The sequence below is a fragment of the Nitrospira sp. genome (genome assembly GCA_035968315.1).
Lineage (GTDB): Bacteria > Nitrospirota > Nitrospiria > Nitrospirales > Nitrospiraceae > Nitrospira_D.
Genome location: JAVYIN010000003.1, coordinates 142,655 through 156,881 on the forward strand (window position 1 = coordinate 142,655; position 14,227 = coordinate 156,881).

Annotated in this window: 14 protein-coding genes; 7 read left to right on the plus strand and 7 right to left on the minus strand. The window is 59.8% G+C overall.

What is annotated here, in order from left to right:
• Window positions 1–12 precede the first annotated feature (12 nt).
• From lon to RI101_02620, 5 genes are all read left to right on the plus strand, one after another.
• A complete protein-coding gene (gene lon / locus RI101_02600) occupies window positions 13–2,427 on the plus strand; it encodes an endopeptidase La (GenBank protein ID MEC4888927.1) in 2,415 nt (804 codons plus the stop codon).
• Window positions 2,428–2,463: 36 nt separating this feature from the next.
• A complete protein-coding gene (thiL, locus tag RI101_02605) occupies window positions 2,464–3,498 on the plus strand; it encodes a thiamine-phosphate kinase (protein MEC4888928.1) in 1,035 nt (344 codons plus the stop codon).
• A 17-nt stretch (window positions 3,499–3,515) separates the two neighbouring features.
• A complete protein-coding gene (locus RI101_02610) occupies window positions 3,516–4,004 on the plus strand; it encodes a DUF2062 domain-containing protein (protein ID MEC4888929.1) in 489 nt (162 codons plus the stop codon).
• A 14-nt stretch (window positions 4,005–4,018) separates the two neighbouring features.
• On the plus strand, window positions 4,019–5,440 hold the full coding sequence (locus RI101_02615; GenBank protein MEC4888930.1) for an HD domain-containing protein: 1,422 nt from the start codon (window positions 4,019–4,021) through the stop codon (window positions 5,438–5,440).
• A gap of 120 nt (window positions 5,441–5,560) precedes the next feature.
• Complete coding sequence (locus tag RI101_02620; protein MEC4888931.1) at window positions 5,561–5,911, plus strand: hypothetical protein; 351 nt, start codon at window positions 5,561–5,563, stop codon at window positions 5,909–5,911.
• Window positions 5,912–5,955: 44 nt separating this feature from the next.
• Here the strand turns inward: RI101_02620 and RI101_02625 are convergent, their stop codons facing one another.
• Complete coding sequence (locus RI101_02625; GenBank protein ID MEC4888932.1) at window positions 5,956–6,084, minus strand: hypothetical protein; 129 nt, start codon at window positions 6,082–6,084, stop codon at window positions 5,956–5,958.
• 222 nt (window positions 6,085–6,306) lie between these two features.
• On the opposite strand from RI101_02625, the gene RI101_02630 reads away from it, so the two are divergent.
• Together RI101_02630 and RI101_02635 are read left to right on the plus strand one after the other, a co-directional pair.
• Entirely contained in the window at window positions 6,307–6,561 is a 255-nt protein-coding gene (locus RI101_02630; protein ID MEC4888933.1) for a type II toxin-antitoxin system Phd/YefM family antitoxin, read from the plus strand.
• Window positions 6,562–6,570: 9 nt separating this feature from the next.
• Complete coding sequence (locus tag RI101_02635) at window positions 6,571–6,831, plus strand: type II toxin-antitoxin system RelE/ParE family toxin (protein MEC4888934.1); 261 nt, start codon at window positions 6,571–6,573, stop codon at window positions 6,829–6,831.
• 56 nt (window positions 6,832–6,887) lie between these two features.
• Here the strand turns inward: RI101_02635 and RI101_02640 are convergent, their stop codons facing one another.
• The 6 genes from RI101_02640 to arc all read right to left on the minus strand — a co-directional run bounded on the left by RI101_02640 (window position 6,888) and on the right by arc (window position 14,173).
• Window positions 6,888–7,889: a M23 family metallopeptidase gene (locus RI101_02640; protein ID MEC4888935.1), complete on the minus strand. Its 1,002-nt coding sequence runs from the start codon at window positions 7,887–7,889 to the stop codon at window positions 6,888–6,890.
• Complete coding sequence (gene pafA / locus RI101_02645) at window positions 7,886–9,262, minus strand: Pup--protein ligase (protein MEC4888936.1); 1,377 nt, start codon at window positions 9,260–9,262, stop codon at window positions 7,886–7,888. Before pafA ends, RI101_02640 begins: the two co-directional genes overlap by 4 nt.
• 87 nt (window positions 9,263–9,349) lie before the next feature.
• The gene (gene prcA, locus RI101_02650; protein ID MEC4888937.1) at window positions 9,350–10,036 is read right to left on the minus strand and encodes a proteasome subunit alpha; all 687 of its coding nucleotides are present in this window, start codon (window positions 10,034–10,036) and stop codon (window positions 9,350–9,352) included.
• Window positions 10,037–10,038: 2 nt separating this feature from the next.
• Window positions 10,039–10,863: a proteasome subunit beta gene (gene prcB, locus RI101_02655; protein ID MEC4888938.1), complete on the minus strand. Its 825-nt coding sequence runs from the start codon at window positions 10,861–10,863 to the stop codon at window positions 10,039–10,041.
• 25 nt (window positions 10,864–10,888) lie between these two features.
• On the minus strand, window positions 10,889–12,388 hold the full coding sequence (dop, locus tag RI101_02660; protein MEC4888939.1) for a depupylase/deamidase Dop: 1,500 nt from the start codon (window positions 12,386–12,388) through the stop codon (window positions 10,889–10,891).
• A gap of 15 nt (window positions 12,389–12,403) precedes the next feature.
• On the minus strand, window positions 12,404–14,173 hold the full coding sequence (gene arc, locus RI101_02665; protein MEC4888940.1) for a proteasome ATPase: 1,770 nt from the start codon (window positions 14,171–14,173) through the stop codon (window positions 12,404–12,406).
• Between the last annotated feature and the right edge of the window lie 54 nt (window positions 14,174–14,227).

The window sequence follows — 14,227 nt, forward strand, 5'->3', positions numbered from 1 at the left end:
GATCGATCGCCCATGACTGACTCCATCGAACAAGACCTCCAACCGCCGCAAAACGTGGAGGTACCCGACCAGCTGCCGCTCTTGCCCGTCCGCGATATCGTAGTCTTCCCCTATATGGTGCTGCCCCTGTTTGTCGGCCGCGAGATGTCTATCCGCGCAATCGAAGCCGCGCTGGCAGGCAACCGCATGATCTTCCTCGCCACGCAAAAAGCGCTCGACCTGGAAAACCCGAAACCCGAGGACATTCACAACGTGGGGACCGTCGGCATCATCATGCGCATGCTGAAGCTGCCCGACGAGCGGATCAAAATCCTCGTCCAAGGCATCGCCAAAGCGAACATCACCAACTACATCCAGACCGATCCCTATTACTCCGTGCGCATCACCAAGCTGCCAGACACGAAAATCACCGCCACGACGCTGGAATCCGAGGCGGTCATGCGCACCGTCAAGGAGCAGATCGAGCGCATCGTGAGCCTGGGGAAAATTCTGATTCCCGACGTCATGGTGGTGATCGAAAATCTGGAAGAGCCGGGCCGGCTGGCCGACATGGTCGCCTCGAATCTCGGGCTCAAGGTGGAGGTCACCCAAAGCGTGCTGGAAATTGCCGATCCGATCCAGCGCCTCCGGCAAGTCAGCGACATCCTCGGCAAAGAAATCGAAGTGCTCTCGATGCAGCAAAAAATCCAGGCCCAAGCCAAGGGCGAGATGGACAAGACGCAGCGCGAGTATTTCCTGCGCGAGCAGCTCAAAGCCATCCAGAAAGAACTGGGCGAGCTCGACGAACGCACCGAAGAGGTCGCCGAATTCCGTACGCGCATCAAAGACGCCAAGATGCCGGAGAAAGTCCTCAAGGAAGCGGAAAAACAGCTCAAGCGCCTGGAGAAGATGCATCCCGACACGGCGGAGTCGGCGACAGTGCGCACCTACCTCGAATGGCTGGTGGAGCTGCCCTGGTCCAAAAAGTCGAAAGACAATCTCGACCTGAAAGCCGCCGCCCGGGTGCTCAACGAGGATCATTACGATCTGGAAAAGGTGAAAGAGCGGATCCTGGAATATCTGGCTGTCCGGAAGCTGAAAGAAAAGATGAAGGGGCCGATTCTCTGTTTTGTCGGCCCTCCGGGCGTGGGAAAAACATCGCTGGGCAAATCGATTGCCAAGGCGCTGGGACGCGAGTTCGTCCGCATCAGCCTCGGCGGTGTCCGAGACGAAGCCGAAATCCGTGGCCATCGCCGCACCTACGTCGGCGCCCTGCCGGGCCGTCTCATCCAGGGCATGAAGCAAGCCGGGACCAATAATCCCGTCTTCATGCTGGACGAAATCGACAAGGTGGGCATGGATTTCCGGGGAGATCCCTCCGCGGCACTGCTCGAAGTGCTCGACCCGGAACAGAATAGCACCTTCACCGACCATTACCTCGGGGTGCCCTTCGACTTGACGGAGGTCATGTTCATCACGACCGCGAACTTGATCGATCCGATCCTGCCAGCCCTCCGCGACCGGATGGAAATCATCGAAATCCCGGGCTATACGGAGGAAGAAAAACTCGGCATCGCCCAGACCTATTTGATCCCCCGCCAGCTCACCGAGCATGGGATCACCGGCAAGCACGTCACGATCACGGACCAGGCGTTGCGCATGATCATCGCCAACTACACGCGCGAGGCCGGCGTCCGCAATCTCGAACGCGAAATCGCCAACGTCATGCGGAAAGTGGCCAAGAAAGTCGCTGAAGGGAAAGGCCAGGGCTTCCCCGTCACACCGGCCAATCTCAACAAGTACCTCGGGGTCACGAAATACGTGCCGGAAGCGGAACTGGAAAAAGACGAAATCGGCGTCGCCACGGGGCTTGCCTGGACCGAATCCGGCGGCGATGTCCTCTACATCGAAGCCACGGTCATGAAAGGCAAGGGCCACCTCACCCTCACCGGCCATCTCGGCGACGTCATGAAAGAGTCCGCGCAGGCGGCGCTCAGCTATGTGCGGTCGCGGGAGAAGACCCTCAACATCAATCCCGACATGTTCAGCAAGCAGGACCTCCATATCCATGTTCCCGCCGGCGCCATTCCCAAAGACGGCCCATCGGCCGGCATTACCATGGCGACGGCGATCGCCTCAGCCCTCTCCGGCATTCCCGTGCGACGGGACCTGGCGATGACCGGAGAAATCACCCTGCGCGGCCGGGTGCTGCCGATCGGCGGACTCAAAGAAAAGATTCTGGCGGCCAAGCGGGCCAAACTGGCCATGGTGCTCCTCCCCAAGCGCAATAAGAAAGACCTGGAGGAAATCCCGAAACATCTCCTGAAAGGCATTCAATTGGCGTTCGCCGATACCGTGGACGACGTCATGAAAATCGCGCTCCAGCACAAGCCAGCCGCCAAGCCGGCAGCCAAGAAACCATCTACGCGGCCCAAACGACGCTCATGACATCGCCGCCCAACCCCTTGCCCTAACGTGTCACCTATGGCCCGTCGAAAGGCCGCTACACCCATCCAGGAATTTCCGCTCATCCGGCAGTTGCAGCGCCGGTTTGAGCGGAAAAGCCCGTCGGTTCTCCAAGGCATCGGCGACGACGCCGCGGTCGTTTCGATTCCGTCCGGCGACTGGACCGTCCTCACCACCGATCTCCTCGCCGAGGACGTCCATTTCGACTTGCGCACCGCCGCGCTGGCATCGGTCGGTTACCGGGCCGCCATGGCCAACTTGAGCGATGTGGCCGCCATGGGCGCGACGCCTCGATTCCTTCTGGTCTCCATCGCCATTCCGCCATCTCTGCGAACCGCCGACATCACGCAACTCTACCGGGGGCTCATGCAGGCCTGTGACGGATATGATGTGCAGTTGATCGGCGGAGACACCTCCGCCTCCCGTCAAGGGCTCTTTCTCAGCATCACCCTGCTCGGCACCGCGAAACACGGCCGGGCGCTGTTCCGCCATGGCGCGAAAATCGGCGACAGTCTCTACGTGACCGGCACCATCGGCGATTCACTGGCCGGCCTGCAGCTGTTGACGAACGCACGGCGCACCGTACGAAGCCCGCGCCTTCGCCCTGCTGACCGGCGCTTTCTCATCAACCGGCATCTGCATCCGACCGCTCGCGTGCAGGAAGGGCTCTGGCTCAATCAGGCCCGTTTCGCCACCTCGGCCATCGACCTCTCCGACGGGCTCTCCGGCGACCTTCGCCATATCTGCGAACAGAGCCGTGTGGGCGCCACGGTCGATGTCGCGCAACTCCCGCTCTCGCCGGCCTGCCGGGCCTATGCCGAGACGCAAGGAATCGACCCGGCCACGCTCGCGCTGGCCGGCGGAGAAGACTATGAGCTTCTCTTTACCGTGGCCCCGCGCCACGAACGATCCCTCGAACGCCAGGCGCGCGCGCGAGGATTTCAAATCACGAAGGTGGGCGTCATACGCCCACGTACATTCGGCATACAGGCGGTCTCGATCGACGGAACGGCCAGGCCGCTCCCGGTCACGAGCTATCAACATTTCCAGTAACGAAACGAACGCACCCCGTGGCATTCTCCCCATCTTTTCGATCGCTGCTTCGCCAGGTCCTGCATCTCCAGGAACCGCCCAGGCGGACCGCCTTCGCGTTTGCACTCGGCGTCTTCATTGCCTTTTCGCCCGCCTACGGATTGCACATCATCCTGGTGGGGTTATGCACCTGGCTCTTCGGCCTCAACTTTGTTGCCCTGCTGGCAGGCTCGCTCATCAACAATCCCTGGACCGTCGTCCCGATTCTCGGCGCCACCTACTGGAGCGGCGCGCTCTTGCTGGGCCGGGCCGATAGTCCCGCGTTCGACTGGCACGACCTCACTTTCGCCGGCCTGTACCAACAGATTCTGCCTTACGCCATCCCCTTTACCCTGGGCGCGGTTGTCCTGAGCCTGCTCGGAGCAGCCCTGGCCTATCCGACCGCCTATTTCCTCATTACCAAGTATCGCCGCCCCGCACAGGCTTCGGCTCAAGCGCCATTGCCGCCCCATGATCAGGTGGGCTAAGATGCAGAGCTGCCATGCAAGAAGCCGACGAATCCATCAATGCGCCCTATGACGGCTCCGCCCTCATCGCCGATCCGATCCATAAATACGTCTCCTTCACCGTGCCGTTCGCGAACCCCGATCCCCATGAACGCACCGAAAAAGACCTGATCGATTCCCCCTGGGTCCAGCGGCTCCGCTACATCTACCAGCTCCAAAGCGCGCGCTGGGTCTACCCCTCGGCCGAACATACCCGCTTCGTCCACTCGCTCGGCACCATGCACGTCGCCGGACGCTTCGCCCGGCACCTCTATCCGTTTCTGAAAAAGATCGTGAAAGACGTGCCCTCGGCAAACTACGTCGAAGAGCTGCTGCGCATCACCGCACTCGTTCACGACATCGGCCACGGCCCCTTTTGCCATTTCTTCGACGACAACTACCTCCATGGCTTTCACCTCACGCATGAAAAGCTGGGCCAGATCATCATCCGTGAACATCTCGGCTCGATCATCCGAAAAATCCGCCGGAGCCCCACCGGGCCCTTTGCCAAAGGCGAAGAGCTGAACCCGGATCAGATCGCCCACCTGATCTTGAAGGAAAAAGGGAAGGACAATTCCCGCCTCCCGCGCTGGCTCAACATGCTCCAGCCCGTGATCTCCGGCAGCTATACCGGCGATAATCTCGACTATGTGCTGCGCGATTCCTACATGTGCGGCGTAGCCGTCGGCCCCGTGGATCTCACCCGGCTCATCCATTACACCATCGTCACTGACAAGGGCTTTACGATCCATAAGACCGGCCTCCCGGCACTGCAGATGTTCCTCAACACCCGCATGTACCTCTACTCCAACGTCTATTTTCACCGGACGACCAGAGCCATCGACATCCACCTGCGCGACATCTTCGGCGAAACGATGCAGCTGCTCTTTCCCCGCGACCCCCGCAAGCATATGGAGGACTACCTCACCCTCACCGATTGGTCGCTGCTGGAAGAAGTCCGCGGCTGGAAGAAGTCACGGCAGAAAGCCCGCCGCCAATTAGGCCATGAATGGGGACGGATTCTGGACCGCGACGTGAAGTGGAAAATGGCCTACAGCACGGCCCTGAAGGAAAAGGGGCAGGAGCGCGGCATGGCCATTCCCAGCCACACCCTCTTTGAAGAACAAATCGCGAAAGAGCTGCCGAAAGACTTAAGAGGCCTGGAGTTCCGCGTGGACATGGCCCCGCTCGATCCCCGGCCGGACCCCAAGGATCGTCGGGGCAATCCGCTCTATGTCTATGACCCAGGCACCAAACAGGTGTCGTCCGAACCGCTTGAAGAATTTCTGGACCTCCTGCCGACCCGTCTCGTGCAATTCCGCATCTATAGCCTCGACCACCGCCACGACGCGGCCCTCTCCCGAGCCGCCGCCACCATCCTAAATAAGACGCCTTCCAGCCTCGAATCCAACTACTGACGCAATTCCCGTTTTTCCTGTCTCGAACGGCTCTCACTGCCGATAATAGAATCGACTCCGTGCGGGAATGACCTATCCGCAGTGAACCAGGATGAGGAGGCACCGATGAAAAGAGTGTGCATGAGCGTCGTTCTCATGGTCGGATTCATAGGCTTGTTGGCCTTTCCATCCGCAGCACAGATGGGAACCGGAGAAGCGGCCAACATTCTGCGCACCATGCCACCCGATCTCTTCGCCAAGGTGCAAACCCTGGCCAACCTTCTGCAGCAGGGAATGAAGGAAGGAAAACTGACCGAGGCGGAAGTTCAGCAAGGCATGCTATCCGGACACCTGAGCGAGAAGATCAAGTCCTACAACCCGCAAGCCGGACAACTTTTGGATGAAATCAGCGACGCGATGAAGAACGGCCAAGGCCCAGGAGCCGAAAACCTGATGCCCCTGATGGATGGACTGGGAATGGCGGGGAACTAACGCATCAATGTCGACAACACACGGGCTTGCCTCAGACTCGTGGATTACTGCGCCGGTGAACCCACCCCGAATGTCGGCTCGGCTACCGGCGATGGAGCGGCCTGCTGCACGGCGCCTTTGAAGGGCAGATCGAGGAGCGCGTAGGGATTCACGCGGGCGCCGTTGAGCTTCACGCCCCAATGGAGATGCGGACCGGTGGCTCGTCCAGTCGCGCCGACAACAAAGCCAACAGCGTCAGGCTTTTCGAGCCAACCTCTTCCGCCACGTGGAAGACCGAGTCTTCCGTCCTGCCCCCATCTCCATCCCCATCCGTCCTTGACTCCCCCTATCCACAATTGTACAATTTGTACAATTCATGATTGTTGTACTATTTCATATCTACATGAGGTGCGCCCATGGCTCATTTACCAACTAGTAAAGCGAGAGAAGGGTTCTCAGATACGCTGAACCGCGTGGCGTTCGGAAAAGAGCGTGTCGTATTGAAACGGCGCGGGAAAGAGATCGCTGCCGTGGTGCCGATGGACGACTTGCGCTTGCTGGAAGAGCTCGAAGACCGCATCGACTTGGTGGATGCCCGCGCGGCCCTCGCCGAAACCAAGAAGAAGGGTGCGAAACCACTCGATGTCATCTTAAAAGACCTTGGGCTATAGCCTCTCCCCATGGCCTATTCGATCCTCCTCTCCCCACCGGCCGAACGCCAACTCAAAGCCTTTGCCCCGGCCATTCAGAAGCGGCTCGTCAAACGCCTCACCTCACTGCGAGACAACCCACGCCCGCAAGGCGTCAAGAAGCTCGCCGGAGAGGACGATCTGTATCGCATTCGAGAAGGCGACTACCGTATCATCTACACGATCCGCGACAAGGAATTGATTATCCTCGTCGTCAAAATCGGCAATCGCAAAGACGTGTATCGCTCCTGAACATGGATAACGAGGATTCGACAACGAACATGACAGTCCCTGTATAGGGCTGAGGGTTACTGCGCCGGTGAACCTACTCCGGATGTCGGCTCGACTACCGGCGATGGAGCGGCCTGCTGCACGGCGCCTTTGAATGGCAGATCGAGAAGCGCGTAGGGATTCACGCGGGCGCCGTTGAGCTTCACGCCCCAATGGAGATGCGGACCGGTGGCTCTTCCGGTCGCGCCGACTTTGCCGACCACCTGCCCCGCCTTCACCAGATCCCCATCTTTCACCGCTATCTCAGACAAGTGAAAGTACATGGAGTAGAACCCGAGGCCGTGGTCCACAAACACGCCTTTGCCGGAGAAGATATGATCGACGGTCAGCCGCACGACGCCGTCATTGGTCGCCAGCACGTCCGTCCCGAGCGGCGCGCCGATGTCTTCGCCGTTGTGGGGATTTCTCGCCTGGCCATTCATGATCCGCACGCTGCCGAAAATGCCGGTTCGCTTGCCGCCGACCGGTTCGATAAAGGTGCCCTGCCAGAGCTTCATCCGTGAATCAGTCGCCAGCGCGGTCTTCACCTGCTCCTGCTCCGCTTTCCAGCGCGCCAGGGCTTTTTCGTCCAGATCGACCTTGTCCTTGGGCAGCTTCAAATGCTCGACATGAAACTTTTCTTTCACCACCAGGACGTTCAGACTGGCGTGCTTGGTCTGTTCACCGGATTTGATCTCAACCGCCAATTCATGATTCCCCGGCTCATCCTGCAGATCGAGCCCGAGCAGGCCAACATAGCCCGGGGCCTCTCCTGGACGAGGATCGGGAAAGAATGGCACGGTACGGCCCAAGAAGGTTCCTTGCACGTCAGCCAGCGCGTCCCCGCCCGGCACCTTCACCACGATGATCTGCCCTTGCTTGCCGCTGTATTGCCCGTCCACCCCTTTGGGGGCCGGCAGCGAACCGGGAAACAGCTCGACCGGAAAGATGCTGGTTAGCAGGACGATGAGCGCGAGGATCATCCGCTCAACATTGAAATAGGCTGTTCGCTCTTGCACCGGCAGCATCATCCCCCTCATCGGCCGAACCTCAATCCCGACATTTGCGATAATAACTCATCCACCCGGCGATTGGTCGAGCTGAACGGATCCATGCAGAGAATCGTTTCCTCCCAGTAGCCGTTCAACTTGAGATAGGTCCAATCGACGGTGTAGGACCGGTTCTTCGCCCTGGCGAACCGGATAAAGTCCCCCCGCACTTTTGCTCTGGTCGTCTGCGGCGGATTCGACATGGCCCGCTGCACCGCGTCTTCTTCCACCATCCGGTCGATCAGCCCCTTGGACTCCATCAGATAATACAATCCGCGCGTCCGCTTCACATCATGGAATTGCAAATCGAGCAGGTACACGCGGGGATCGTCCCAGCCGCAGCCCTTCTTATCGACATAGGATTGAATCAGATGCTTCTTGGCGACCCAGTCCACCTGATGCACCAGCTGCATGGGGTCGTCTTCCAGCTTATCGAGCAGCGTGGCCCACTTGTGGAACACATCGTCATGGACCGGATCGTGCTCCTGCTGCGCCAGATATTGCTGCGCCCGGTCGAGATACACGCGCTGGATTTCGATGGCCGTCAACTGGCGGCCGTCGTCCAGCTTCACTTTCTTTTTCAGCGTGGGATCGCGGGAGATCTCGCGGATCGCCTTGACCGGATCTTCGAGTTCCATCCCATGGACGACATAGCCCTCTTCGATCATGGAGAGCATCAGCGCCGCCGTGCCGACTTTCACATAGGTGACGAACTCCGACATGTTGGAGTCGCCGACGATGATGTGCAGCCGGCGATAGCGCTCGGCATCGGCATGCGGCTCGTCCCGCGTGTTGATGATGCTGCGCGAGGAGGTGGTCGAAGACGAGGTCTTTTCATGAATGTGCTGCGCGCGCTGCGAGATGAAGTACTGCGGCCTGCCGGAGACCTTCAACACCTTGCCTGCGCCAGAATAGACCTGCCGGCTCACGAAAAACGGGATCAGCTGCTCCGTCACTTTCCAAAAATCCACATCCCGCCGCATCAGAAAGTTTTCATGGCACCCGTAGGTATTCCCCAGTGAATCGGTGTTGTTCTTGAAGATATAGATTTCGCCGGACAGGCCTTCTTCGCGGAGGCGTTCTTCCGCCGCCGGCAAACAGGCTTCCAGCAAGCGCTCCCCGGCCTTGTCATGGGTCACGAGGTCAAGAACGTTGTCGCATTCGGGAGTCGAATACTCGGGATGGCAGCCGGTGTCCTGGTAAAAGCGCGCCCCGTTCACCAGAAACGCGTTGGACGGCCAGCTATTGGGGATGAGTCCTTCGAAGATGTAGCCGAGGACTTTCTCCATCGGCAGGTAGATGCGCCCGTTCGGCGAAAAGATCAGGCCGTACTCATTTTCGAGGCCGAAGATCCTGTGCTTCATGGGGCCTGGAGATAGCATGTGGCGTAAAGACAGAATACACGCCCATTGAAGGATGTTCAACTTGCCTGAGGAATACCGCGCGCCTGGCTATGCAGAGAGGAGCTGCCGCACTTCGACGGGAGTGAGGCGCCTGAACTTGCGGCCGGGCCGGGACCGTTCGAGCACAGCCACTTCCAGGCCTTCGGGGGTCAGTTTCTGATTGGGGGTCTGATCCAGAGCTGAGACACAAAAGCCCAATGCGGCCTTGAGCGACGGCAGCTGGCCGGTGGCCTTCTCTTTGAGGGCGGCGAGGACCGTCTCAGACTTGCCGCCGATGACCGCAACCGATTTCTCGTCGATGATGCTGCCGTCGAATGAAATCCGGTAGATTTCGTTCGGCTGGCCGTTCGTCCCGACCTGCACCACGAGAATCTCCACTTCCAGCGGCTTCATCTCCTGGCTGAAGATCGTGCCCAGGCTTTGGGAGTAGCCGTTGGCCAGCGAGCGGGCAGTGACATCCTCCCGGCTGTACATGAAGCCCTTGAGATCCGCATGGCGAATGCCGGCTTTGCGGAGATTTTCAAACTCGCTGTACTTCCCGGCCCCGGCAAAAGCGATGTTGTCGTAGACTTCGGAAATCTTGTGCAGCGAGGCGCTCGGATTGTCCGCCGTAAACAGCACCCCATCGGCATATTCCATGGCGATGCTGGAGCGGCCCTTGGCGATGCCCTTCTTGGCATACTCCGCCTTGTCCTGCATCATCTGCTCGGGAGACACGTAATAGGGCATCGGCATGGCTAGCTCTCCTTCGAGCGGCGCGTGGCAATCAATCCGTCGAACACGGAACGGATCCGGTCGTCCGGCACATCGGCGATGCCCTTGGCGGTGACGTACTTCGCGGTGGGATAGATGCCGCGCACCAAATCAGGTCCGCCTGTCCCGACGTCGTCATCGGCGGCGTTGTAGAGCGACATCAGAGCCAGCTTGAGGGCCTCGGCCTCCGGGAGCTGCCGCTGGAAATGCTCGCGCATCGTATTGCGCGCATCCTTCCCCCCTGACCCAATCGCATGGTAGTCGGACTCTTCGTACCGCCCTCCCGTGATGTCGTATTTGAAAATGCGCCCCTCGCCGCGCTTGAGATCGTATCCCACATACAAGGGCATGACGACCAACCCCTGAAACACCATCGGCAGATTGGCCTTCACCATTTGACCGAGCTTATTGGCCTTGCCTTCGCAGGAGAGCGGCATCCCTTCCAGTTTTTCGTAATGTTCCAGTTCTGTCTGAAACAGCTTGGCCATCTCGATGCAGGGGCCGGCCGCGCCGGCGATGGCCATGGCGGAATAGTCGTCGATCTTGAACACTTTCTCGATCCGGCGGTCGGCGATTTGAAACCCTTCGGTCGCCCGCCGGTCGCCCGCAATCACCACGCCCTGCTGATACTTAATCGCCAGCACGGTCGTCGCATGCGGCACCGACAGCGGCCCCCCGGCGCGCGAGGGATCCTGCAGGTTCCCCAGCGGCCCCGCCCCCGTCCGCCCCAGTGTCAGCCCCGGATAGTGCTGTGAGAGAAAGTCGAAGAAACTCGGCTCGTCGTGATTCGGCAGATAGGGAAGTTTCATAGTCTGTGTGGACGCTCCCGATACATTAAGATTTCAACTTCGCGAGCAACGCCGCGGCGCTGTCCGCGCTCTCCAGCAACGGCCCCGTCAGCGCGGCGGTTCCCCGGTTGGGATCCATGAGCGGAATGCGCGTGATCGTCGCATTCCCGAAATCGAAGAGGACCGATGTCCAGCTCACGCCATACAGCGACGTGGCGAACTTGCTCACACACCGGCCACGGAAATACGCCCTGGTGCCGGGAGGCGGCAGGTGCTCGGCCCGAACGATCTCGTCCTCGCTCACGATCCGCTCGATCAGATTGCCCCGCTCCAGCGTATAGAACAGCCCCTTCTCCTGACGGATGTCATGATATTGCAAATCCATGAGCTTGGCCCGCGGATCCGTCCAGCCACAGCCCTTCCGCTCCATATAGGATTCGATCATGTGGCGCTTGGCGACCCAGTCCAGCTCCCGCACGAGCAGCCGCGGATCCTTTTCCAGACGATCCAGCACCGACTCCCACCGGCGCAAGACATCCTGCTGCACCTCATCGCGCCGGTGCGTGGCGTAAAATGTCTTCGCCGCATTAAGATAGGCGCGCTGAACCGCCACCGCCGTCGTCGGACGCCCTCCGGCCAGCTTGATCGTCTGCTTCATGTCCAGATCGCGGGAGACCTGTTTGATCGCCCGAACCGGCTCGTCCAACTCGATCTGCGGCAGCTCGGCCCCGGCCTCCAGCATCTCCAGCACCATGCTCAAGGTCCCGACCTTCAGATAGGTCGAAATCTCCGCCATGTTGGCATCGCCCACGATGACATGCAGGCGCCGATACTTGCTGTATTCCGCATGCGGCTCATCCCTGGTGTTAATGATGGGCCGCTTGACCATCGTGTTGAGATCAAGAAGACATTCGAAAAAATCGGCCCGTTGTGAAATCTGGTACTCGGCGGGGCTTGTCTGGTTTTCCGCTCCGACCTTCCCCGCGCCCGCGATAATGGGCCTGGTCACAAAGAAGGGCGCGAGGGCGCGCGCGATCTGATCGAACGACACCGAGCGCGCCACCAGATAATTCTCGTGATAGCCGTAACTGTTGCCCTTGCCGTCGGAATTGTTCTTGTAGAGGACGTATTGCTCGCGCCCGCGCACCCGCGTCAATTCCTGGAGGCTCTGGGCCAGGATGCGCTCTCCGACGCGCTCGAACGCGACGACTTCTCTGGCATTGGAACATTCCGGAATGGAATACTCGGGATGCGCGCCATCCACATACAGCCGGCCGCCGTTCGCCAAGACCTTGTTCAGCTGGCGATTGTAGTCCGGATTCGGCCGCTCCCGTTCGCCCTCCACCTCGAACCCGCGGGCATCCAGCAACGGGTTTTCATTTTCATAGTCCCAAATGGCGTCGGGCGCCGGCAGCCCCTTGTAATGGCCGATCGCCGCGATCGATCCCGACACAGGATCGGCCGCGGCCGCTTCCTTGGCGGCGATTCCGAACTCCGTTTCTGTGCCGATGACGCGGGGGAGGCTGGTCGATGGCTGGTCTTGCATAAATTGGTGAAGCGTCTACAAGTAGTGGCCTGTGGTCACGGTTTCAATCTGCCGCGATTCGGCCGGGCCGCCGCTAATCGTCCGGATATGCACGATCTTCTCGCCCTTCTTGCCGGCCACCTTTGCCCAGTCGTCGGGATTCGTCGTGTTCGGAAGATCTTCGTGCTCCTTGAACTCTTCACGGATGGCGCGGACGAGATCCTCAGACCGCAGCCCAACCCCTTCCTGCGCGATCGCCCGCTTCACCGCGTATTTCTTCGCGCGGGACACGATGCCTTCGATCAAGGCGCCGCTGGCAAAATCCTTGAAGTACAGCACTTCCTTTTCGCCGTTGGCATAGGTGACTTCTATGAACTTGTTCTCTTCCGTCGAGGCATACATGGTCTCGACGGTCAGCGTCGTAAACTTCTCCACGAGGGCGTTCCGGTCTCCGCCATGCTGCGCCAGCTCTTCCGGCGCAAAGGGCAGCTCGACGGAAAGATACTTCGAGAAAATATCCCGGGCCGCCGCCGCATCCGGACGCCCGACTTTGACTTTGACGTCGAGACGGCCCGCCCGCAGCACGGCGGGGTCGATCAGATCCTGCCGATTGCTCGCGCCAATCACGATGACGTTCCGCAGCCGCTCGACGCCGTCGATCTCGGACAGGAACTGCGGCACGATCGTGGATTCGATGTCGGAGGAAATCCCGGTGCCGCGCGTCCTGAAGAGCGCGTCCATCTCGTCGAAGAACACGATGACGGGATTACCATCGGCCGCCCGCTCTTTGGCCTTCTTAAAAACTTCACGCACCTGCCGTTCCGATTCGCCGACATATTTATTGAGCAGCTCCGGCCCCTTCACATGCAGAAAGTAGCTCCGAATCTGCTTGCCGGTGAGATGGCCCAGCTTCTTGGCGATGGAATTGGCCACAGCCTTGGCGATCAACGTTTTCCCGCAACCGGGAGGACCATAGAGCAACACGCCTTTGGGAGCGCTCAGCTTGAATTCCGCAAACAGCTCCGCATGGAGAAAGGGCAGCTCCACGGCATCGCGCACATGCTCAAGCTCCTTTTGCAGCCCGCCGATGTGCTCGTAGTCCACATCCGGCACTTCTTCGAGGACCAGCTCTTCGGCCTCCGACTTGGGCAGCTTTTCGACCACATAGCCGGAGCGCGGATCATAGAGCAGATGGTCGCCCACGCTGAGCCGCTCGACCAGGAGCGGATCGGCCAGTTCCGCGACCTTCTCTTCATCGAAATGCAGCGTGACCAGCGCGCGGTTGCCCTCCAGCATATCCTTGAGCCGGACCACTTCGCCCTGCACCTCGAAACCTTTGGTCTCGATGACATTGAGCGCTTCGTTGAGGACGACTTCCTGCCCACGGCGCAAGGCCTGGCTCTTGATGGCTGGGTGCAGGCTCACCTTCATCTTGCGGCCGGAGATAAACACATTCCCCGTTCCATCCTCGTTCATCGAAGAGAAGATGGCGTAGGTCGAGGGCGGGGCCGTGAGCTTTTCGACTTCGGCGCGCAGCGCTTCGATGTGCGCCTTCGCTTCCTGCAAGGTCGCCACGAGCTTGTCGTTCTGTTTGGTGGCTTGATCGAGTTGGTAGCGGGATTGATACAGCCGACGGATTTCTTCTTCCATCGACTGAATTTGAACGCGAAGTTTTTCGACTTCGCGGGCATGGTCTTCGTGTTTGTGAATCACGTCCGCATTCCCCTCTGACAGCCGATTCGTGATCTTCTTCACGGAATCTCGGAGGGACCGGAGCCGGCTCGAATCGCTCTTTTTATCCGCCATAGGTCGACTCGCTGCAACGCTGAACATCCGCGAGCAATCGCACCTTCAAGCCAG

Coding starts and splice junctions, on each gene's coding strand:
- lon (MEC4888927.1), top strand. CDS start 13: ATGACTGACTCCATCGAACAAGACCTCCAACCGCCGCAAAACGTGGAG.
- dop (MEC4888939.1), bottom strand. CDS start 12,388: ATGCAAGACCAGCCATCGACCAGCCTCCCCCGCGTCATCGGCACAGAA.
- RI101_02635 (MEC4888934.1), top strand. CDS start 6,571: ATGGCCTATTCGATCCTCCTCTCCCCACCGGCCGAACGCCAACTCAAA.
- RI101_02640 (MEC4888935.1), bottom strand. CDS start 7,889: ATGAGGGGGATGATGCTGCCGGTGCAAGAGCGAACAGCCTATTTCAAT.
- RI101_02630 (MEC4888933.1), top strand. CDS start 6,307: ATGGCTCATTTACCAACTAGTAAAGCGAGAGAAGGGTTCTCAGATACG.
- pafA (MEC4888936.1), bottom strand. CDS start 9,262: ATGAAGCACAGGATCTTCGGCCTCGAAAATGAGTACGGCCTGATCTTT.
- RI101_02615 (MEC4888930.1), top strand. CDS start 4,019: ATGCAAGAAGCCGACGAATCCATCAATGCGCCCTATGACGGCTCCGCC.
- RI101_02620 (MEC4888931.1), top strand. CDS start 5,561: ATGAGCGTCGTTCTCATGGTCGGATTCATAGGCTTGTTGGCCTTTCCA.
- arc (MEC4888940.1), bottom strand. CDS start 14,173: ATGGCGGATAAAAAGAGCGATTCGAGCCGGCTCCGGTCCCTCCGAGAT.
- prcB (MEC4888938.1), bottom strand. CDS start 10,863: ATGAAACTTCCCTATCTGCCGAATCACGACGAGCCGAGTTTCTTCGAC.
- prcA (MEC4888937.1), bottom strand. CDS start 10,036: ATGCCGATGCCCTATTACGTGTCTCCCGAGCAGATGATGCAGGACAAG.
- thiL (MEC4888928.1), top strand. CDS start 2,464: ATGGCCCGTCGAAAGGCCGCTACACCCATCCAGGAATTTCCGCTCATC.